We start from the raw sequence: 19703 nt of genomic DNA on the forward strand, positions 1-19703 counted from the left end.
TCGTATGACTCACAACACGCCCGGTCCCTCCGTGGCCGCTTCCGTGGACCTCGATCTCGACGACGTGGTGACCGGACAGCCGGACCCCCTGCTGTTCGCCACCGTCTCCGGCGCGCATCTGTACGGCTTCCCCTCACGGGACTCGGACGTGGACCTGCGCGGGGTGCACCTGCTGCCGGTCGAGGCGCTGACCGGGCTGCGCGAGCCGGAGGAGACCCGGTCGCGGACGTGGGACCGGGACGGCGTCGAGATGGACCTGGTCACCCACGATCTGCGCAAGTTCGTGCGGCTGATGCTGCGGCGCAACGGGTATGTGCTCGAACAGCTGCTGTCGCCCCTGGTGGTCCGTACGACGGACGCGCACGCGGAGCTGATCGCGCTCACGCCCGGTGTGCTCACCAGGCACCACGCGCACCACTACCGCGGCTTCGCCGCCACCCAGTGGCGGCTCTTCGAGAAGAGCCAGGAGCTCAAGCCGCTGCTCTACACCTTCCGGGCCCTGCTCACCGGCATCCACCTGATGCGCACCGGCGAGGTGGTCGCCCATCTGCCGACCCTGCTCGGATCGGTCCCGGCGCCGGAGTACCTGGCCGAGCTCATCGCGGCCAAGGCCGACGCCGAGCACGGGCCCGCCACGGGCTTCGGCCCCGAACGCGTGCGGGCGGACGTCGAGGGGCTGCACACCGTGCTCGACGACGCCCAGGGCGCCTCGGCGCTAGCGGACGCCCCCGCCGGATTCGACGCGCTGCACGACTTCGTCGTACGGGCCCGTCTCCAGCGCTGAGCGCAGCCGGGTGCGGTGGAGGAAGTCCTCCACCCTGGACCGGTCCGGCTCGGGCGGCAGCGGGCTCCCGGCCGCCGCCTCGTCGGCCTCGTCGGCGAGGCGGGCCATCCAGGCGGTGACGTCCGGCCACGGGACCTCGCCGCGCCTGACCGACAGCAGCCGTTCGCGCTCGTCCCCGACGTCGATCACCAGTTCGCCGGTACGCAGCAGGTCCCGGCAGCTCGTCAGCAGGCGCAGCAGGTGCATGGCGTGTTTCCAGCGGGGCGCGCCGTGCAGGCGCGTGTGGGCCTCCAGCTTCCTGCGCTGGCCCGCCGCGTACCGCACGAAGGTCGCGTGGACCTGTCGCGACAGGAACGCGGCGCGCAGCGAGAGGAGTTCGCGTCCGGTGGTGTCGGCGTGCTCGACGAGGGGGGAGTGGAGGCACTCCAGGATGTTGGGGTTGGCGCGCAGCGCCAGATCGCAGAAGCGTTCCAGCTCCCAGCTGAACTGTTCGTCCGCCGGGCCCTCGACGTGCGTGGGGGGTTTGTCGAAGCGCCACTGGAGCGACGTGGGGGCCAGGAACACCCCACGCCGGTCGGTGTCGCTCTCCTCCGTGGCCAGCCCGAAGGCGCGCGACCCCATGACGCAGGAGTAGATCGTGTGGTCGCGCACCAGCTCTTCGGGACTCATGGGCCAGAGACTAGATCGTGTCCGCCGGGAGCGGCGAACCTCAGCCGAGCAGGATGGAGTCCCCCGAGACGGTGATCCGCCTGGCGGGCAGCGCCTCGGTGGCGGGGCCCTTCTCGACCGACCCGTCGGCGATACGGAACCGGCTGCCGTGGCAAGGGCAGTCGATGGTGCCCTCCTCCACCGCGCCGAGGACGCAGCCCTGGTGGGTGCAGACCGCGGAGAACGCCTTGAACTCGCCGGCCTTCGGCTGCGTCACCACGATCTTCTTCGCGGCGAAGACCGTGCCGCCGCCCACCGGGATGTCACGGGTCCTGGCGAGCTGTTCGCCCGCGCCGGCGGTCGGGCTGCCCGAGGGCGGCGGGGCGGGCGCGCTGGAGGTGCCGGTGGGCGTCGTGCTGGCGGCCGGGGTGCTGCCGCCCTCGTCGTCGCCGCAGCCCGTCGCGAGCGCGGCGGGGGCGACGACGACGGCGGTGAGCACGGTCCGGCGGGGCATGGGAGCTGGACTCATGGTCAGCATCTTGGCGCCGAAGGTCCACGGGACGAAGCAACCGGGCGGTGCGCCCGTCGAGCGGTACCTGATCCGGCGTGACCGGCGGGACGAACCGCGCCGGGACGTCCGCCCGGAGCGCTCCCGGCACGACCACGGCGCCGGCACCCGGACGGGGCCGTCGTCCGGTTCCTCGACGGGCCGGGCCCCCGGCTCAGGCCGCGAGCCCCTGGACGCGGCCGTCGGCGTCCCGGCGCACCTCCCGCGCGCCCGTGACGGCGGCGCGGTCGACCGGCCCGTACACATGCGGGAAGAGTTCCCCTCCCGAGCCCTCCCAGCGCACCTCGGCACCGAGCAGCGCCTCGTCGATGAACAGCACCAGCAGCGGTCCGGGCACCGAGCGGTAGTGGGCGTCGGCGACGGCGAGCGCCGCCGGCTCGTCCGGCGAGCAGTGCACGAAGCCCTCGGAGGCCAGGGAGGACGGGGCGTAGGGACGCCCGGGATCGGCGGACCATTCGTTCAGGGGTACGACGTGGAGCAGCATGACGCCTTTCTAGCGCAGCCGCGCACCGCCGGCCGCCCCCGCCCCGGCCCGCCGCCCGTCCGGCCCAGGATCCGCCCGGTCCGCCGCGCGCCCACGTCCCGGTGTCCCGCGAGCACGGGCATCCGCCGGCGTCCCGAAGGACGGGCATCGCACCCGGCCGCCCTCCCGGCTGACTAGGCTGACCGCCAGCACTCACCCGTACGGATGGCACACGCGAAGGAGCGGGACGTGGCGGTACGAGCGGTCCGAGGGGCCGTCCAGCTGGACCGGGACGACGCCGGGCACATGCGGGAGCGGGTCGGCGAGCTCCTCACCGCCGTACTGGAGCGCAACGGCCTCACGCCCGACGATCTGATCAGCGTCTGGTTCACGGCCACGCCCGACCTGCACAGCGATTTCCCCGCCGTCGCCGCGCGCAGGCTCGGCATCGTCGACGTACCCCTGATCTGTGCCCAGGAGCTCGACATCGAGGGCGCCATGCCCCGCGTCGTGCGGGTCCTCGCGCACATCGAGACCGACCGGCCCAAGTCCGCCCTCGTCCACGTGTACCTCGGTGCCGCGGCCGCCCTGCGCAAGGACATCGCCCAGTGAGAACCGCCGTCGTCATCGGAACCGGCCTCATCGGCACCTCGGCCGCCCTCGCGCTGACCGCGCGCGGCATCACCGTCCACCTCGTCGACCACGACCCGGCCCGGGCCCGTACCGCCGCCGCTCGGGGCGCGGGTACGGAGGAGCCGCCGGACGGCCCCGTCGACCTCGCGATCATCGCCGTACCGCCCGCCTACGTCGCGACCGAACTGGCCGCCGCGATGCGCGCCGGGACGGCCCGCGGCTACCTGGACGTGGCCAGCGTCAAGGGCGGGCCGAAGCGGGAGCTGGAGGCGATGGACCTCGACCTCACCGCCTACATCGGCACGCACCCGATGTCCGGCAAGGAGCGCTCGGGTCCGCTCGCCGGGACGGCCGACCTCTTCGAGGGCCGTCCGTGGGTCCTGACCCCCACCCGCGACACCGACACCGAGGTGCTGAACCTCGCGCTGGAGCTGGTCGCACTGTGCCGGGCGGTCCCGGTCGTCATGGACGCCGACGCCCACGACCGGGCGGTCGCGCTGGTCTCGCACACCCCCCAGCTGGTGTCGTCGATGGTCGCCGCCCGGCTGGCCGACGCCGACGAGACGGCGGTACGGCTGTGCGGGCAGGGCATCCGTGATGTGACCCGCATCGCCGCCTCCGACCCCCGTATGTGGATCGAGATCCTCTCGGCGAACCCGGGGCCCGTGGCGGACGTCCTGTCCGGGGTCGCGGCCGATCTGGACGAGACGGTGCGGGCGCTGAGGGCGCTGCAGTCCTCCGACGAGGAGAAGCGGCTGGGCGGCGCCTCGGGCGTCGAGGACGTGCTGCGCCGGGGCAACACCGGCCGGGCGCGCGTGCCGGGCAAGCACGGCGGCGGCCCGACGGCCTACGAGACGGTCTCGGTCCTGATCAGCGACCAGCCGGGCGAGCTGGCGCGCATCTTCGCGGACGCGGGCCGGGCGGGCGTCAACATCGAGGACGTCCGCATCGAGCACGCCACCGGCCAGCAGGCCGGTCTCGTGCAGCTGATGGTGGAGCCCGCCTCCGCCTCCTCCCTGTCCGCCGCGCTCCGAGACCGGGGCTGGGCGCTGCGCCAGTAGCCGGGCCGTGGGACGGGCCGCGCGGGCGGGCCGCGCGGCGGGCCACAGCGGCGCGGCCGGCTCCGGGAAGGCGACCGGGGGAGGGCCCGGGGGGCGATGCGGGGAAGCGCCCTGGACGCCTTCCGGGCGGGCCTGCGGCGGGTCCGGACGGGTCCGGGCCGGGGTCCGGAGGGCTCCGGCGCCGGAGGTAGCCCGAATGGGTGCAAGGGCCGGGGGCAGCAGTCGGTAACCTTGTGCCGGGCCCCTCGGCATCCGGCCGGCCCTCTCCCCTGTCTCAGGAAGGTGTCCGACACCGTGGAATCCGTGATCGTCGCCATCGACGGCCCCTCCGGCACGGGCAAGTCGAGCACCTCCAAGGCGGTCGCCGCCAAGCTGGGTCTCAGCTACCTGGACACCGGCGCGCAGTACCGGGCGATCACCTGGTGGATGGTCGGCAACGGCGTGGACGTCGACGACGCCGACGCCGTGGCCGCGGCGGCGGGCAAGCCCGTCATCGTCTCCGGCACGGACCCGTCCCACCCGACGATCACGGTGGACGGCGCGGACGCCTCCGGCCCCATCCGCACCCAGGAGGTCACCTCCAAGGTCAGCGCCGTCAGCGCGGTGCCCGAGGTGCGCGCCGTCATCACCGAACTGCAGCGGTCCATCGCCGCCGACGCCGCGCACGGCATCGTCGTCGAGGGCCGTGACATCGGCACGACCGTCCTGCCGGACGCCGACATCAAGATCTTCCTGACCGCGTCCCCGGAGGCCCGCGCGGCCCGCCGGTCCGGCGAGGTCAAGGGCTCGGACGTCGCCGCCACCAGGGAAGCCCTGATCAAGCGGGATGCGGCCGACTCCAGCCGCAAGACCTCCCCGCTCGCCAAGGCCGCCGACGCGGTCGAGGTCGACACCACCGAGCTCACCCTCCAGCAGGTCATCGAGTGCGTCGTCACCCTGGTCGAGGAGCGGCGGAGCGGAACCGACGGTGAGCAGAGGCGAGACGCCCGGTGACCCCGTCCGACAAGGGCGCCGCAGTCGGGCGGGCGATCGGCATCGGGCTGATGTACGGCCTGTGGAAGCCGCGCGTCCTGGGCGCCTGGCGGGTACCGGCCGCCGGACCGGTCATCCTCGCCGTCAACCACGCGCACAACCTCGACGGCCCCATGCTCATGGGCACCGCCCCGAGGCCCGTGCACTTCCTGATCAAGAAAGAGGCGTTCGTCGGCCCGCTCGACCCGTTCCTGCGGGGCATCGGGCAGGTCAAGGTCGACCGTACGGCCGCCGACCGCACCGCCATCACCGGCGCGCTCGGTGTGCTGGCGGCCGGCGGGGTCCTCGGGATCTTCCCCGAGGGAACCAGGGGCGAGGGCGACTTCGCCTCACTGAGGGCCGGGCTCGCCTACTTCGCCGTGCGCAGCGGCGCGTCCATCGTCCCGGTCGCGGTGCTGGGAAGCACCGAGCGCCGCGGACGGTTGATACGGGCACTTCCCCCGCTGCGCAGCCGCGTCGACGTCGTCTTCGGTGACGCGTTCCAGGCCGGGGACGGATCCGGCCGGCGTACCCGGGCGGCGCTGGACGACGCCACCGTACGCATCCAGGAGCGGCTCACCGCCCACCTGGAAAACGCCAGGCGCCTCACCGGGCGCTAGGCGAGACTTGAGTAGTGAGCCCCCGGGGTTCACCGACCACGAATGAACGAGGAACGGACTTCATGAACGACCAGCACGACCACGGGGCACTTGGCGACGCCGAGTACGCGGAGTTCATGGAGCTCGCCGCCGAAGAGGGCTTCGACATCGAAGAGGTCGAGGGCGCGATCGAGGAGGCGGGCCACGGCCCCCTGCCCGTCCTCGCCGTCGTCGGCCGGCCGAACGTCGGCAAGTCGACCCTGGTGAACCGCATCATCGGCCGCCGCGAGGCCGTCGTCGAGGACAAGCCCGGCGTCACCCGTGACCGCGTCACCTACGAGGCCGAGTGGGCCGGCCGCCGCTTCAAGGTCGTCGACACCGGCGGCTGGGAGCAGGACGTCCTCGGCATCGACGCCTCCGTCGCCGCCCAGGCCGAGTTCGCCATCGAGGCCGCCGACGCATGCGTCTTCGTCGTCGACGCCACCGTCGGCGCCACCGACACCGACGAGGCCGTCGTCAGGCTGCTGCGACGGGCCGGCAAGCCCGTCGTGCTCGCCGCCAACAAGGTCGACGGCCCCTCCGGCGAGGCCGACGCCACCGCCCTGTGGTCGCTGGGCCTCGGCGAGCCGTTCCCCGTCTCCTCCCTGCACGGCCGGGGCACCGGCGACCTGCTCGACGAGATCCTGAAGGCGCTGCCCGAGGCCCCGGAGCAGCGGTTCGGCACCGCCGTCGGCGGCCCGCGCCGCATCGCGCTCATCGGCCGCCCGAACGTCGGCAAGTCCTCCCTCCTCAACAAGGTCGCGGGCGAGGAGCGGGTCGTCGTCAACGAGATGGCCGGCACCACCCGTGACCCGGTCGACGAGCTGATCGAGCTCGGCGGCAAGACCTGGAAGTTCGTCGACACCGCCGGTATCCGCCGCCGGGTCCACCTCCAGGAGGGCGCGGACTACTACGCCTCGCTGCGCACCGCCGCCGCCGTCGAGAAGGCCGAGGTCGCCGTCGTCCTGATCGACACGAGCGAATCGATCTCGGTGCAGGACCAGCGCATCATCACGATGGCCGTGGAGGCGGGCCGCGCGCTCGTCATCGCGTACAACAAGTGGGACAATCTCGACGAGGAGCGCCGCTACTACCTGGAGCGCGAGATCGAGACCGAGATGCAGCAGGTCGCGTGGGCTCCCCGGGTCAATGTCTCCGCCCGTACCGGCCGCCACATGGACAGGCTCGTCCCGGCGATCGAGACGGCGCTGGCCGGATGGGAGACCCGTGTCCCCACCGGTCGCCTCAACGCCTTCCTCGGCGAACTCGTGGCCGCCCACCCGCATCCGATCCGGGGCGGCAAGCAGCCCCGCATCCTCTTCGGTACGCAGGCGGGCACGAAGCCGCCCCGGTTCGTCCTCTTCGCGTCCGGCTTCCTGGAGCACGGCTACCGGCGGTTCGTCGAGCGCCGGCTGCGTGAGGAGTTCGGCTTCGAGGGCACGCCGATCCACATCTCGGTCCGGGTGCGCGAGAAGCGCGGCCGCAAGAAGTGATCGCCCGCTGACCGCGGGGTGACGGTACGACGGCGGGGCCGGGCGAGTGAGAACTCGACCCGGCCCCGCCGTCGTACGTCGGTCCGTCGCTCACAGCCCCCTGCGGGGGGCCGGTGGCAGAGCCGCGGGGAAGTGCCCCGTGTGCGGCCGTACGCTCACCGGCTGCCACTGCCCCGGGTAGCCGGAGTGCTGACCGGGCTGGTTCAGCGAGTGGCCCAGCCCGTGCCCGACCCCGGCGTACGACCCGCCCGAGCCGCCGCGGCCGTGGTACGTGCCCGTACCGCCGCCGCCGAAGCCCTTGAACACGAGGTCCTCCTCGCCGCTGCGGTCGCCCGGCAAGGTCCGGAACGACCTGAGGTACTCGGAGTACAGCGCGTCGTAGATCGGCGTGGCCGAGTGGGCGGACGGCCCGTCCTGCGCGGGGCGCATCGCGGGAATCTGCTGGTACGACTGGCGGGATGGTTCGTATGCGTGCACGTATGTGCCAACGACCTCACCGCCCGTCGGATGCGGCCCGGACCCGTATTTCGCCGGTCGCCGGAGCCGGTCCGCGCCGCGCACGGGCGGTGCGCCCGCCGGATGGCCGGCGGGACGCGGCTCCTCCATCAGGTGCCGGCCAGCGGCATCGCGGCGGCGACGAGCCGCCCGTTCGCAGCGGCCTTCTCCAGCGCGTCGCGCAGCAGGTCCTCACGCGGCTGCTGGCCGATGGAGCCGACCGGGGCGGCGAAGACCAGGACCCTGTGCGACTTGTTCGCCGCCGCGCGCCACCCCTCGGTGACCTGGAGGGGCTGGTGCGCCTGCCACCAGGCGACCGGGCTGCCGCCGCCCGTACCGGGCTGGAGGATGGCGTGCAGCTGGCCCATCGCGAGCAGCACGGACCAGCCCGCGATACCGCTCGGCCTCTGGTTCAGGTCGTTGACCGGGAGGAAGCCCTGCTCGATCAGGAGCGGCAGGAACTCGTCGGTGGTGCCCCCGGAGCCCGGCCGGGCGATCGGCTCGGTGGGCTCGACGACCAGGGCGGGGTGCAGCTCGTTCTCGATCAGCACGAGACCGCTGGTGACGCCCAGGACGGCCTGCTCGCCGCCGGTCGGCAGGGGGGCGGCCTCCTCGCCGGTGATGGACCGGACGGCGCCCTGGAGCTGCGCCTCCGCCACCTGCACGACCTGGGAGGGGATGCACGTGGCGTGCGCGAAGGCGAGCACGGCGGTCTCCTCGCCGACGAACAGCACGGTGCTGGTGCGCTCCTGCTCGGAGTCGCCCGGGGTGCGGCAGGAGGTGCAGTCGTAGCTGCCCGGGGCGTTCTCGCCGGCGAGCAGCCGGTCGGCTTCTTCATCGCCGATCTCGGCGCGTACGTCCTCGCTGACGTCGAGCATGCGCGGCACGGGTGGCTCCTCGGAGTCGTTGCCTGTGGAGCCGGGTGGTTCCCGGCTCGTCTCATGAAGAGCTCAACGGGTGATCTGCGGCCGGGGTCACGCGTATGGGGGCATGGAATGGGACTCCGGTGGCCGACCGCCGACCGGGTGGGGCTCGCGCGACCCCCGCGCGGCACCGGCCCGGGAGGCATCCGGGCTGCCTAGCGTGACCCGATGCCGAAGATCCGCTTCTGGCCGGTCGTGGCACCGGCCGCCGTACTGCTCGCCCTGGTGCCGATGAGCACGGGCGCGGGCGCGCCGGCCGCCCACGCCGCGCCCGTCCCGCACGCACGGCTCACGTCCCCCACACCACTCACCGTCCCCACCCCGTTCACCACCCGCGGCGCGACGGGCGCCACCCACCGTCCGCCCCCCGCTCCCGGACCCGCCTACACCCTCGCCGACTGCGCCACCGACCAGTGGCCGTGGGGCTGCGTCGCCGCCTGCGAGAGCAGCGGCCGCTGGCACATCAACACCGGCAACGGCTACTACGGAGGACTGCAGTTCCAGCAGTCGACCTGGGAGGCGTTCGGCGGCACCAAGTACGCCCCGAGGGCCGACCTCGCGACCCGTGAGCAGCAGATCACGGTGGCGGAGGAGGTGCTGCGGTGGCAGGGCTGGGGCGCCTGGCCCACCTGTTCCAAGCGGTACGGACTGTCCGGGCGGGCCCACACCGTCCAGGCCGGGGACACGCTCTCCGGGATCGCCCGCCGCTTCAAGGTGAAGGGCGGCTGGCAGACGCTCCACCAGATGAACATGAAGCTCATCGGGGCCGATCCCCACCGGATCAAGGTCGGGACGATGCTGGCCCTGCCGAAGGCGTGACCGGTCGGGCCCGCCGGCCGGGACCGTCCCGCGACCGGTGGGCCCGCCGCCCCGCGCTTCCTCCGCCGCGGCGGCCCCCGGACGCCCGGGCCCGCTCCTCCGGCCGGCGGTGCGGCCCCCGGGCCCCCACCGTCCCCGGTGAGGACGGTCCCCGGAACCCGGTGGTGAGCCTGATGGCCGCCGGTATCGGCCCCGGCGGGCGCCGCGGGGCGGTGGCGCCGCGCACCGCCGTGGTCCTCGCCCTTGCCCTCGCCGCCGCGGGCCGCGCTGAGGGCGGCGGTCGACCGCGACCTGCTGATCGGTGACATCGCGGTGCGGCCGGGCGCCCGCGGCACGGCCGTCCCGCGGGACGGGAGGCGGAAGGTGTCGATGAGGACGCCGTGCGGGCCGGCCGCACTCACCGGGGAGGTGAGCCCCGGGCCGCCGAGCCCCCGCCCACCCCCCTCGGACGACGGCCGGCGCCCCCCGGCCCGGCCGCCGGCGCCCGAAGCCAAGTACAGTCCCCCTTGACGACCATCGGACCTGGGGGACGCGGCGACGCGATGCATATCTCTTTCCTGCTCCACAACGCGTACGGGATCGGCGGCACGATCCGCACGACGTTCAACCTCGCCCAGACCCTGGCCGAGCGGCACGACGTCGAGATCGTCTCGGTCTTCCGGCACCGTGAGGAGCCGACCCTGGGCGCTCCGCGGGGCGTGACCATGCGCCACCTGGTGGACCTGCGCAAGAACAGCCCCACGTACGACGGCGACCACCCCGACTACAAGAAGCCCGCCAGGGTCTTCCCGCGCGGCGACGGCCGGTGGAAGCAGTACAGCCGGCTCACCGACGCCCGGATCGCCGCCCACCTCAGGTCCCTCCAGGCGGACGTCGTCGTCGGCACCCGCCCCGGCCTCAACATCCACATCGCCCGGCAGGCCCGGCGCGGCCCGGTCCGGATCGGCCAGGAGCACCTGACGCTGGACAGCCACGGCTACCGGCTGCGACGCGAGATCGGCCACCGCTACACCCTGCTCGACGCGGTCACCACCGTCACCGAGGCCGACGCCCGTTCCTACCGGACGCGGCTCAAGCTGCCCGGCGTACGCATCGACGCCGTACCCAACAGCGTGCCGGCGCCGACCGTGGAGCCCGCCGACTCGACCGCCAAGTGGGTCGTGGCGGCGGGACGGCTGACCCGGGTCAAGCGGTACGACCTGCTGGTCGAGGCGTTCGCGAAGGTGGTCGCCGCCCGCCCCGACTGGCGGCTGAGGATCTACGGCTCCGGCGACGCGACCGGCAACGAGAAGAACGCCCTGCGCGCCCTCATCGAGGAGCGCGGCCTGCACGACCACGTCTACCTGATGGGCCCGGCCAATCCGCTGGAGCCCGAGTGGGTCAAGGGCTCCATCGCCGCCGTCACCTCCCGTCTGGAGTCCTTCGGCATGACCATCGTCGAGGCGATGCGCTGCGGCCTGCCGGTCGTCTCCACCGACTGCCCGCACGGCCCCGGCGAGATCATCGAGGACGGCGTCGACGGGCGGCTCGTACCGGTCGGGGACGTCGACGCCGTCGCCGACGCCCTGCTCGGCCTGATCGATGACGACGACCTGCGGCGCCGGACGGGGCAGGCCGCGCTCAAGGCGTCGGAACGCTTCGACCCGGCCCGGATCGCCGAACGCCACGAGGCGCTCTTCACCGAGCTGGTCGCCCAGGGCGGCGGAGGCCGCTCCCGCAGCCGTACCCGCGAGACGCTGCACCGCGTCCGCGGTGCCGTGCTCGACGCCGCGTACGCCGTCCGCTACCAGGCCGCGGACATGCTCCGGAAGGGGAAGCGCGCATGACCGACCCCACGTCCCCCGGGCCCCCGGCCCCGCGTGCCGACTGCGTCGCGGACTCCGCGGGCGGCATCACCTTCGACATAGCGGTCCTGGACACGGCCGAACCCGTGCTGGTCCTGCGCAGGCGCGGCGGCACCGACGCGTCGGACGAGACCCGGCTGCCGCTCACGCCCACGCGTCCCGGTCATCTGCGCGCCGTTCTGCCCGGCACGGTCGTGCTCGCCGAGGGCCGGTGGGACGCCTTCGTGGACGAGCGGGCCGTCGAGCCCGGCATCCGGGACCTGCGCGCGCTGGTCGACCGGGCCCCCGAGCCGGGCGGCGGGGTCACCGCCCGCGTCCCCTACCCCACGGCGGACGGCCGTCTCGCGGTCCGCAGCTGGGTCCGGGCGCCGCACGCCGAGGCCGGTGCCATCGGCATCGGGGAGGGCGCCTGCCGGGTCGAGGGGGTCCTGTACGGCGCCGAGCTGGGCGCCGGGGCGGTGGCCGAGGCGCGGCTCGGTCCGCAGGTGCACCAGGTGCCGGCCGACGGCCGTGCCAGGGCGTTCGCCTTCACGCTGCCGTACGAGGCGCTCGTCCGGCCGCCCGTCGACAAGCAGCAGCTGTGGGAGCTGTGGCTGCGCCCCGCCGCCGGCGCGGAGCCGGTGCGGATCTCCCGCATCCTGGACGACGTCTGGGACCGCAGAAGCGTCTTCGTGTACCCGGTGCACCGGGGCGAGGGCTACCGGGCGGCGCCCTGCTACTCCACGGACAACGACCTCTGCGTCCGCGTCACCGCGTAGGCGGGGCCCCGCCGCGGGGCTCGCCCGTCCGGCCCCGGGCGCCACGCTGCGCCCGGGGCCTTCGCGCCGGGCCCGGGCCCGGGCGCAGCGTGGCGCCAGCCGTCGCCACCGGCCGACGCGTGGGGCCGGCCCGGCCGGCCCCGGGACCGGTCCAGGGTTCGTCGGGGCTCGCGCTCGCGCCGGGTGAAGGGCCCTGCCGCCCCGCTCGCGACGCGTGCGGGGCCCAGCCGCCGTGTGCGTGCCCCCCGGGGTCATACGGGCGCCGGGGGGGGCGACGGGGCCCCGGACCGGCGTTCGCGCGGGGCTGTCGGGGAGCCTTCCGCCATGCGTTCACCCGGTGGGGCGATGGTGCGGGGATCCGGTGAATTGCCGGCACCCGGCCATTCCGATGATCCGCAGAAGTGGAATTCCGGCAATGCGGGAAATGGCCCGTACCGGGGCGTGCGGGAATTCCCGTGTCATGGCCCGGCGGCGTCCGGAGAAGTGCTGTCGGCCGCGTTAAACGCATGTCGTGATCCTGTGACAGAAGTGTGACCGGTGAGTCACGTGGGGATCGTGAGACATGTGCCGGGCCCGCTTCCGTCACTGTGCGACGCCGCCTACGGTGAATGGCATGGCATCGATACCGACTCCCCCCGCACAGCCCGACGACGACCCCGGCACCTATGTGGGTCGTGACGACCGCGACGCCGAACAGGTCGCCCGCTCCCGGGGGTGGAGCACCGTCCGGATGCTGCCGCCCGGCTCGATCATCACCATGGAGTTCGTGGCGGGCAGGCTCAACTTCGAGGTCGACGACCACACGGTCACCCGCTGCTGGGTCGGATAGAGGCCCCCGGCGGCCCTCCCGGGAGGGCCGCTCCCACGGGAGCGCATGACGAAGGCCCCGGCCGGAGCCGGGGCCTTCGTCATGCGGGGCGGCGGTGCGTACCTCCCCGGGCGGCGGTCGGGGACCGTCAGCCGCCCGTCACCGGCCGCGAGTGGGGCGGCCGACGGCTGCCCGCCGGGGTGACCGGGGTGCGTTCCGAACGCACCACGGCGTGCGGTCGGGGCTGGGTGAGCGTGGTGCGCACGGCGGCCGTACGGCCACCGCTGCCCGCGCCCACCGATTCGCGCACCGGCTCGTCGCCGGCGCCGGCCCGTACCGGCTCTTCGCCGACGACGGCCGGCCGCTGCGGGTATATGGCCGGTCGCGGGCCTCCCGCCGCGACGGGCAGCGAGGGCACCTGGCGGCGACGCGCCCGCAGCTGCTCGCGCAACCGCTCGCGGACCGCGAAGACCATCGCCTCGGCCCGGGCGATCGCCGGCTCGCACCACGGCAGCCCGAGCAGGATGAGCAGACCGGCGGCCCAGCCCAGCAGCACATCGCTCAGCCAGTGCGTACCGAGGTAGACGGTGGTGAGGCCGACCCCGAGCGCGACCACGGCCGACAGCGCCGACAGATAGCGTCTGGCGCGCGGCGTGGTCGCCAGATAGGCGAGGATGCCCCAGGTCACGACGGCGTTGGCGGTGTGTCCGGAAGGAAATATATCGCCGCCCGCGAAGAGCTCGGCGGAGCCGATCTGCGTCGCGTAGTGCGGACCCAGTCGGCCGAGGCCGATCTTGACAGCGCCCACCGTGACGTTGAGCAGCAGCAGCGCGGCGCCGAGCGCGAGCAGGGGCCGCAGCGTGTGCTGCCGCCAGGAGCGCCAGCCGAGCCAGGCCGCCACCATCACCGCCGTCGGACCGCGCTGGCCGAGGACCACGAAGTAGTCGAGGAACGCGTGCAGCTCCGGCCACTGCTGGTACGGCCGGAACAGCATGACCTTCCAGTCGAGGGTCACCAGCCACGACGAGACGAGCACGGCCACCACGATGGCGAGATAGAACGCCGACGTCCCGCCGAAGAGCGTGAGACGGGTGCGGCTCATCCGCGGGATCTCAATCTTCGGCGGTTCCGGCTCCCGGTCCAGACGGGCAAAGATGTCGGTACGCACCCAATCGACGTTACAGCGAGTGAGTGTCGAGCCAGGCCGTTCTGGTCTCTTTGTGATGACGATGTGATGTGGAGTGTGTCTCAGCCTGTTGTTTATTCCGTGCTTATCCATAAACCTCGGGGCCCTTGTCCCCTATTGCCGCCGGGGCGCTTCCGGAAGTCTGTTTGTCTCTCGCGGAAATGATGTACGGGAGACACCCGCGCGGAATTCACTCCTCCGGGCGAGTGGTCGTGAGTGGCGTACGCCACACCGCCGCGTCTGCCCCGGTGAGAGATGGACCACGCGCCACCGGCCTGAACTCGCGTACGCTGACGGCTCACTCGCCCGTCGATGCCGGGCCGCCCCCGCGGGAAGTCCCTCCCCGGCCGGCGCCCACCGAGCGCGAGGGTTTCATCGTGGGAGGTACGTACATGTCCGGGACGACCACGGCCGGAGCACGGCTGCGTGCCGCCGGCGGCGGTGCCAACCGCTGGGTCGTCCTCTTCGTCCTCTGCGTCAGTCTGCTCCTCGTCGCGCTCGACGCGACGGTGCTGCACGTCGCCGTCCCCTCCGTCACCGAGGACCTGCGCCCCAGCTCCACCGCGCTGCTGTGGATCGTGGACGCCTACCCCCTGGTCTGCGCCTCGCTGCTGATCCTCTTCGGCACGCTCGGCGACCGGGTCGGGCGGCGGCGGGTGCTCCTGGCGGGGTACGGGCTCTTCGGCGTGGCCTCCGCCGTCGCGGCGGCGGCCGACACCCCTGCCGTGCTGATCGCAGCCCGCGCCCTGCTCGGCGTGGGCGGTGCGATGATCATGCCGGCGACGCTCTCCGTCCTGCGGGCCGTCTTCCCCGACCGCCGCGAGCGGGCCACCGCGATCGGCATCTGGACGGCTGTCGCCGCCATCGGCGCCGCCACCGGACCGGTGCTCGGCGGGTTCCTGGTCGAGCACTTCTGGTGGGGGTCGGTCTTCCTCGTCAACATTCCGCTGATGGCTTTGATACTCCCGCTCGGCCGGTGGCTGCTCCCCGAGTCGAAGGGCAGCGGGGACGGCCCCTGGGACGTGCTCGGCGCGCTCATGGCGGCGGCCGGCGTGCTCGGCGCGGTCCTCGGCGTCAAGCGCGTCGGCGCCGGCGAGGCGGTGTGGCACCTGCAGACCGCGGGGCCCCTGCTGGCCGGGGCGGCCCTGCTGCTGCTCTTCGTGCGGAGGCAGAGGTACCGGGCGCACCCGCTGATCGACATGCGGCTGTTCTCCCGGGCCGCCTTCACCACCTCCGTCGGCTGCATCGTGCTGGCCATGCTGGCGCTGGTCGGCCTGGAGCTCATCGCCGTCCAGTACCTCCAGCTGGTCCTCGGGCTCAGCCCGGTGGAGACCGGTCTGCGACTGCTTCCGCTGACCTTCGCCGCGATGGCCGCCGGCGCCACCGGCTCCTCCACGCTGCGCCGGATCGGCCCGCGCCGGATGGTCGGCTGGGGCTTCGTGCTCACCGCCGGGGCCGTGCTGCTCCTGGTGCTCATGGGCCAGCACGACCGGCCGCTGCTGCTCACGACCGGGTTCGTCCTGCTCGGTTTCGGGCTCCAGACCACGCTCTTCGGGGCGTACGAGTCGATGCTCAGCGAGGCCCCGGCCAAGAGCGCCGGCGGGGCCGCCGCGATCGGCGAGACCTCGTACCAGCTGGGCGCGGGCATGGGCATCGCGCTGCTCGGCAGCGTGATGAACGCCGCCTACTCGCCCCGGCTCGCGGCGGTCGCCGGGGTGCCGGGCGAGGCCGGTTCCGCGGCGGCCAACTCGCTGGGGGAGGCGTACCAGGTGGCGGCCCGCCTCGGCGGGCCGGCGGGCGACGCGCTGCGCACGGCGGCACGCCACGCCTTCGTGCACGGCCTGCACGTGACGCTGTTCGTCAGCGCGGGGCTGCTGCTGTTGGGGGCCCTCATGGCGCTGCGGCTGCCGCGCACGATGGAGTGTCCCGTGGGCCCGGACGCCGAGGACGGGATCCCCGACGCGGGCGGCGGTCCGCCGGACGCCGGCGCGGGCGTGCCACAGGAGCGGTCGGGCCCGGACGGACGGACCGGGGCGTGGGTCCCGGCCAGGCGCGAACCGGTCGAGCCGGCCAGGTCTGGACGCACGGCACACTGAGCCGTAACGTCAGCGCCCAGCCGTAACTAACACCGCTAGTTTCAGCGGTCGGTCAGCCGCCGGAGGCCCGCATGTCCGCACCCTCGAAGCAGCCGTCCCCGCAGCCGACGCCGCAGGCGTCGAGCCGGCCGTCCCCGCAGTCGCCCCCGCCGCCGGCGCGTTCCTCGAAGCTCCCGCCCTTCGACCCGGCCGACCCGCTCGGCCTCGACGACCTCCTGGAGCCCGAGGACCTCGCCATCCGCGACACCGTCCGCGGCTGGGCCGCCGAGCGGGTGCTGCCGCACATCGCCGACTGGTACGAGAAGGGCGAGCTGCCCGGCCTCCGCGAGCTGGCCCGCGAGCTCGGCTCGATCGGCGCCCTCGGCATGTCGCTGGAGGGGTACGGCTGCGCCGGCGCGAGCGCCGTCCAGTACGGGCTCGCCTGCCTGGAACTCGAGGCCGCCGACTCCGGCATCCGCTCGCTGGTCTCGGTCCAGGGCTCGCTCGCCATGTACGCCATCCACCGGTTCGGATCCGAGGAGCAGAAGCAGCGCTGGCTGCCCTCGATGGCGGCCGGCGAGACCATCGGCTGCTTCGGGCTGACCGAGCCCGACCACGGTTCCGACCCGGCCGGGATGCGGACGCACGCCAAGAGGGACGGCACCGACTGGGTCCTCGACGGACGCAAGATGTGGATCACCAACGGCTCGGTGGCCGGGGTCGCCGTCGTCTGGGCCCGGACCGACGAGGGCATTCGCGGCTTCGTCGTCCCCACCGACGCGCCCGGCTTCTCCGCCCCCGAGATCACGCACAAGTGGTCGCTGCGGGCCAGCGTCACCAGTGAGCTCGTCCTCGACGGCGTACGGCTGCCGGCCGACGCCGTGCTGCCGGGGGTGACCGGCCTCAAGGGGCCGCTGAGCTGTCTCTCGCACGCCCGCTACGGAATCGTCTGGGGCGCCATGGGCGCCGCGCGCTCGTCGTTCGAGGCGGCTCTGGAGTACGCGCGGACCCGTGAGCAGTTCGGCCGGCCCATCGGCGGCTTCCAGCTCACCCAGGCCAAACTGGCCGACATGGCGGTGGAGCTGCACAAGGGGATCCTGCTCGCCCACCACCTGGGGCGGCGGATGGACGCCGGACGGCTCCGCCCCGAGCAGGTCAGCTTCGGCAAGCTCAACAACGTGCGGGAGGCGATCGAGATCTGCCGCACCTCGCGCACGATCCTCGGGGCCAACGGGATCTCGCTCGAATACCCCGTCATGCGGCACGCCACCAACCTCGAATCGGTGCTGACCTACGAGGGCACCGTCGAGATGCACCAGCTCGTGCTGGGCAAGGCGCTCACCGGCCTCGACGCCTTCCGCTGAGCGGAGGGCCGGAGGGGCGGTGAGCGGCCTCGCCCATCAGCTCTGGTTGAAGAAGCCGCCCTCGCTGCGGGTGCCGTGCTCCCCGCTGACGATCCGGGTGTCCGCGGGCGTCAGCAGGAAGACCCGCGTCGCCACGCGCTCGATGGAGCCCCGCAGGCCGAAGGTCAGGCCGGCCGCGAAGTCGACCACGCGCTTGGCGTCGGCGGGCTCCATGGCGGTGAGGTTCACGATGACCGGGACGCCGTCCCGGAACAACTCGCCGATCGCCCGGGCGTCCCGGAAGCTGTCCGGGGACACCGTGGCGATCCGGCGGCCTTCCTCCTGCGCGCTCTCGGAGGCGACCCGCACCCGGGGATCCGTCACCCAGGCGTCCCCGCCGCGCTCGCCCTCGGTGTACTCGTCGTCGTCGTAGTAACGCTCGTCGCTGTCCTCGACGAGTCCGAGCCATGCACTCGCCTTGCGCACCGATCCCATGGAGGCCTCCTTTCAGCGCGGTCACTTGTGGTTCCGCACCCCTATGGTCGTCCATGATGCGGATCGTGCGCCAAGTGGATAGTCGGCGCGCAGGGGATTCGTGACGGTACTGGTGCAGAAGATGTGGCGATTCGTCAAGGTTTTGCAGCCATACGGTCCCTGAGAGCGACCTTCCGTAACTCACATATGACATTCGGGCCAGACGGGTGAGCCCGCGCGGACGTACGGGTGAACGAAGTATCGATACGATGCCCGCCGCACAGTGGAACGACTCTCGGGGGAGCCGTGTTCGGAATCGTCAGGCCCTGCACCCACCGTCTCACGGACGGGCTGAAGACGGAATGGATGGCCCATCTCTGCGGGCTGTGCCTGGCCCTGCGGGCCGATCACGGCCAGTTCGCCAGGGTCGTCACCAACTACGACGGGCTCATCGTCTCGGTCCTGACGGAAGCTCAGACCGAGCGGACCGCGACATCGCGCCGCACCGCCGGGCCCTGCCCGCTCAGGGCGATGCGCACCGCACCCGTCGCCCGGGGCGAGGGGGCGCGGCTCGCCGCCGCCGTCTCGCTGGTCCTGGCCTCGGCGAAGGTACGTGACCATGTCGCCGACCGGGACGGGCTGCTGGCCCGCAGGCCCGTGGCGGCCGCGGCCCGCATGGTCGCGCGCGGCTGGGACCGGGCCGGCGCCAGGACCGGACGCGAGCTCGGCTTCGACACGGCGCTGCTGGTCGACGCGGTGGACCGGCAGACCGGGATCGAGGCGCTGACGGTGGCCGGAACACCCCTGCTGACGGTGACCGAGCCGACCGAGACGGCCACCGCGGCGGCGTTCGCGCATACCGCCGTACTGGCGGGGAAGCCGCAGAACGCGGCGCCGCTCGCCGAGGCGGGGCGGCTCTTCGGGCGGCTGGCGCATCTGCTGGACGCCGTGGAGGACCAGGCGGCGGACGCGGCGTCAGGCGCCTGGAACCCCCTCGCGGTGACCGGCACGTCGACGGCGGAGGCCCGTCGGCTCGCCGACGACGCGCTGCACGGCATCGGGCTGGCCCTGCGCGACGCGGAGTTCGTCGACGACACGCTGCTGCACGTCCTGCTCGCACACGAGCTGCGGCAGTCGGTGGACCGGGCGTTCGGCACCACGACCTGCTCGCACCAGGGATACGGCGGCGACGGGTACGGCCAGGGCCCCGGCCGGCAGTCGCCCCAGTACGGCGGCCCGTACCAGGGCGGCGGCCAGGGGCCCTACGGTTCGCACAACCCGTACGGCGGCGGAGGCCAGCCCGGTGGCCCCGGTGGCCCCGGCGGTCCCGGGGGCCCTGGGGGCCCTGGGGGGATGCCGCCGGGCTTCGGCGGAGGGCCTTCCAAGCCGGCCCCGCGCGGCTTCTGGGCCGGGTGCGCCGCCTTCACCTGGCTGCTGTGCACCTGCCAACTCTGCTGCGCCCGGGAGTACGAAGGCCCCTGGTCCCGCAAGAAGCGCGAAGGATGCTGCCACAGCTGCGACAACTGCAACTCTCCCGGCTGCGACTGCTGCTGCCCCTGCGACGGCTGCTGACGGGCCGCGGGCCGTGGGCGCGCCGGCCGCGCGCCCACCCGCCGGCGGGTCGCGGCGCGCACCGGCGCCCCCCGTCGGTCCGTCGGCCGGCGGGTGCCGTGAGGGCC

At 73.6% G+C, this 19703-nt stretch carries 20 protein-coding genes; 13 read left to right on the forward strand and 7 right to left on the reverse strand.

Translation table 11 applies throughout. The features are described 5' to 3' along the window. The first annotated feature begins 4 nt into the window (after positions 1 to 4). On the forward strand, positions 5 to 784 hold the full coding sequence (locus PUR26_RS07940) for a nucleotidyltransferase domain-containing protein (RefSeq protein WP_443077006.1): 780 nt from the start codon (positions 5 to 7) through the stop codon (positions 782 to 784). Here the strand turns inward: PUR26_RS07940 and PUR26_RS07945 are convergent. From PUR26_RS07945 to PUR26_RS07955, 3 genes are all read right to left on the reverse strand, one after another. Beyond that, positions 716 to 1453 (reverse strand): nucleotidyltransferase domain-containing protein, encoded by a 738-nt coding sequence (locus PUR26_RS07945; RefSeq protein ID WP_329870586.1) that lies wholly within the window; start codon positions 1451 to 1453, stop codon positions 716 to 718. The two genes, PUR26_RS07940 and PUR26_RS07945, sit on opposite strands and share 69 nt — an antisense overlap. Before the next feature lie 40 nt (positions 1454 to 1493). After that, positions 1494 to 1961: a Rieske (2Fe-2S) protein gene (locus tag PUR26_RS07950; protein ID WP_329870588.1), complete on the reverse strand. Its 468-nt coding sequence runs from the start codon at positions 1959 to 1961 to the stop codon at positions 1494 to 1496. Positions 1962 to 2154: 193 nt separating this feature from the next. Further along, the gene (locus tag PUR26_RS07955) at positions 2155 to 2484 is read right to left on the reverse strand and encodes a DUF952 domain-containing protein (RefSeq protein ID WP_329870590.1); all 330 of its coding nucleotides are present in this window, start codon (positions 2482 to 2484) and stop codon (positions 2155 to 2157) included. Between the two features lie 228 nt (positions 2485 to 2712). Here PUR26_RS07955 and aroH point away from each other — a divergent pair, with 228 nt between their 5' ends. From aroH to der, 5 genes are all read left to right on the forward strand, one after another. Then, positions 2713 to 3075 (forward strand): chorismate mutase, encoded by a 363-nt coding sequence (gene aroH, locus PUR26_RS07960; RefSeq protein ID WP_329870592.1) that lies wholly within the window; start codon positions 2713 to 2715, stop codon positions 3073 to 3075. After that, on the forward strand, positions 3072 to 4157 hold the full coding sequence (locus PUR26_RS07965) for a prephenate dehydrogenase (protein ID WP_329870593.1): 1086 nt from the start codon (positions 3072 to 3074) through the stop codon (positions 4155 to 4157). The genes aroH and PUR26_RS07965 overlap by 4 nt, the downstream gene beginning before the upstream one ends. A gap of 303 nt (positions 4158 to 4460) precedes the next feature. Next, positions 4461 to 5150 carry a (d)CMP kinase gene (gene cmk, locus PUR26_RS07970; protein ID WP_329871038.1) on the forward strand — a complete coding sequence of 230 codons (690 nt, stop codon included), beginning with the start codon at positions 4461 to 4463 and terminating at the stop codon, positions 5148 to 5150. A 50-nt stretch (positions 5151 to 5200) separates the two neighbouring features. After that, positions 5201 to 5788 (forward strand): lysophospholipid acyltransferase family protein, encoded by a 588-nt coding sequence (locus tag PUR26_RS07975; RefSeq protein ID WP_329871040.1) that lies wholly within the window; start codon positions 5201 to 5203, stop codon positions 5786 to 5788. Between the two features lie 62 nt (positions 5789 to 5850). Then, positions 5851 to 7299, forward strand: coding sequence for a ribosome biogenesis GTPase Der (gene der, locus PUR26_RS07980; RefSeq protein ID WP_329870595.1), 1449 nt, complete (start codon positions 5851 to 5853; stop codon positions 7297 to 7299). 90 nt (positions 7300 to 7389) lie between these two features. Here the strand turns inward: der and PUR26_RS07985 are convergent, their stop codons facing one another. Together PUR26_RS07985 and PUR26_RS07990 are read right to left on the reverse strand one after the other, a co-directional pair. Further along, positions 7390 to 7728: a hypothetical protein gene (locus tag PUR26_RS07985; protein WP_443077007.1), complete on the reverse strand. Its 339-nt coding sequence runs from the start codon at positions 7726 to 7728 to the stop codon at positions 7390 to 7392. A 176-nt stretch (positions 7729 to 7904) separates the two neighbouring features. After that, positions 7905 to 8681: a hypothetical protein gene (locus PUR26_RS07990; protein ID WP_329870598.1), complete on the reverse strand. Its 777-nt coding sequence runs from the start codon at positions 8679 to 8681 to the stop codon at positions 7905 to 7907. A gap of 204 nt (positions 8682 to 8885) precedes the next feature. On the opposite strand from PUR26_RS07990, the gene PUR26_RS07995 reads away from it, so the two are divergent. The 4 genes from PUR26_RS07995 (at position 8886) to PUR26_RS08010 (ending at position 12967) form a co-directional block, all read left to right on the forward strand. Continuing rightward, entirely contained in the window at positions 8886 to 9536 is a 651-nt protein-coding gene (locus PUR26_RS07995) for a transglycosylase family protein (protein WP_329870600.1), read from the forward strand. Positions 9537 to 10078: 542 nt separating this feature from the next. Then, positions 10079 to 11362 carry a glycosyltransferase family 4 protein gene (locus PUR26_RS08000; protein ID WP_329870601.1) on the forward strand — a complete coding sequence of 428 codons (1284 nt, stop codon included), beginning with the start codon at positions 10079 to 10081 and terminating at the stop codon, positions 11360 to 11362. Beyond that, positions 11359 to 12138: a hypothetical protein gene (locus PUR26_RS08005; protein ID WP_329870603.1), complete on the forward strand. Its 780-nt coding sequence runs from the start codon at positions 11359 to 11361 to the stop codon at positions 12136 to 12138. Before PUR26_RS08000 ends, PUR26_RS08005 begins: the two co-directional genes overlap by 4 nt. A gap of 613 nt (positions 12139 to 12751) precedes the next feature. Beyond that, positions 12752 to 12967 (forward strand): I78 family peptidase inhibitor, encoded by a 216-nt coding sequence (locus PUR26_RS08010; protein WP_329870604.1) that lies wholly within the window; start codon positions 12752 to 12754, stop codon positions 12965 to 12967. Positions 12968 to 13094: 127 nt separating this feature from the next. Here the strand turns inward: PUR26_RS08010 and PUR26_RS08015 are convergent, their stop codons facing one another. Continuing rightward, the gene (locus tag PUR26_RS08015; protein ID WP_329870606.1) at positions 13095 to 14114 is read right to left on the reverse strand and encodes a phosphatase PAP2 family protein; all 1020 of its coding nucleotides are present in this window, start codon (positions 14112 to 14114) and stop codon (positions 13095 to 13097) included. Between the two features lie 410 nt (positions 14115 to 14524). Between PUR26_RS08015 and PUR26_RS08020 the strand changes: the two genes are divergently transcribed. Further along, positions 14525 to 16228, forward strand: a complete 1704-nt coding sequence (locus PUR26_RS08020) for an MFS transporter (RefSeq protein WP_329870608.1) — start codon at positions 14525 to 14527, stop codon at positions 16226 to 16228. A 71-nt stretch (positions 16229 to 16299) separates the two neighbouring features. Further along, a complete protein-coding gene (locus tag PUR26_RS08025) occupies positions 16300 to 17571 on the forward strand; it encodes an acyl-CoA dehydrogenase family protein (protein WP_329870610.1) in 1272 nt (423 codons plus the stop codon). Between the two features lie 36 nt (positions 17572 to 17607). Here PUR26_RS08025 and PUR26_RS08030 read toward each other — a convergent pair whose 3' ends face one another. Next, positions 17608 to 18045 (reverse strand): cell division protein SepF, encoded by a 438-nt coding sequence (locus PUR26_RS08030; protein WP_329870612.1) that lies wholly within the window; start codon positions 18043 to 18045, stop codon positions 17608 to 17610. Positions 18046 to 18330: 285 nt separating this feature from the next. Between PUR26_RS08030 and PUR26_RS08035 the strand changes: the two genes are divergently transcribed. Beyond that, a complete protein-coding gene (locus PUR26_RS08035) occupies positions 18331 to 19596 on the forward strand; it encodes a DUF5685 family protein (protein WP_329870613.1) in 1266 nt (421 codons plus the stop codon). Positions 19597 to 19703: the final 107 nt, after the last annotated feature.

Origin of the sequence: Streptomyces sp. SP18CS02 (genome assembly GCF_036322365.1) — a bacterium.
Classification (GTDB): Bacteria; Actinomycetota; Actinomycetes; order Streptomycetales; family Streptomycetaceae; genus Streptomyces.

Excerpts from the sequence above, each read along its gene's own strand:
- PUR26_RS07940 (WP_443077006.1), top strand. The coding sequence starts at position 5 with ATGACTCACAACACGCCCGGTCCCTCCGTGGCCGCTTCCGTGGACCTC.
- PUR26_RS07945 (WP_329870586.1), bottom strand. The coding sequence starts at position 1,453 with ATGAGTCCCGAAGAGCTGGTGCGCGACCACACGATCTACTCCTGCGTC.
- PUR26_RS07950 (WP_329870588.1), bottom strand. The coding sequence starts at position 1,961 with ATGAGTCCAGCTCCCATGCCCCGCCGGACCGTGCTCACCGCCGTCGTC.
- PUR26_RS07955 (WP_329870590.1), bottom strand. The coding sequence starts at position 2,484 with ATGCTGCTCCACGTCGTACCCCTGAACGAATGGTCCGCCGATCCCGGG.
- PUR26_RS07975 (WP_329871040.1), top strand. The coding sequence starts at position 5,201 with ATGTACGGCCTGTGGAAGCCGCGCGTCCTGGGCGCCTGGCGGGTACCG.
- der (WP_329870595.1), top strand. The coding sequence starts at position 5,851 with ATGAACGACCAGCACGACCACGGGGCACTTGGCGACGCCGAGTACGCG.
- PUR26_RS07985 (WP_443077007.1), bottom strand. The coding sequence starts at position 7,728 with ATGCGCCCCGCGCAGGACGGGCCGTCCGCCCACTCGGCCACGCCGATC.
- PUR26_RS07995 (WP_329870600.1), top strand. The coding sequence starts at position 8,886 with ATGCCGAAGATCCGCTTCTGGCCGGTCGTGGCACCGGCCGCCGTACTG.
- PUR26_RS08000 (WP_329870601.1), top strand. The coding sequence starts at position 10,079 with ATGCATATCTCTTTCCTGCTCCACAACGCGTACGGGATCGGCGGCACG.
- PUR26_RS08005 (WP_329870603.1), top strand. The coding sequence starts at position 11,359 with ATGACCGACCCCACGTCCCCCGGGCCCCCGGCCCCGCGTGCCGACTGC.
- PUR26_RS08010 (WP_329870604.1), top strand. The coding sequence starts at position 12,752 with ATGGCATCGATACCGACTCCCCCCGCACAGCCCGACGACGACCCCGGC.
- PUR26_RS08020 (WP_329870608.1), top strand. The coding sequence starts at position 14,525 with ATGTCCGGGACGACCACGGCCGGAGCACGGCTGCGTGCCGCCGGCGGC.
- PUR26_RS08025 (WP_329870610.1), top strand. The coding sequence starts at position 16,300 with ATGTCCGCACCCTCGAAGCAGCCGTCCCCGCAGCCGACGCCGCAGGCG.
- PUR26_RS08030 (WP_329870612.1), bottom strand. The coding sequence starts at position 18,045 with ATGGGATCGGTGCGCAAGGCGAGTGCATGGCTCGGACTCGTCGAGGAC.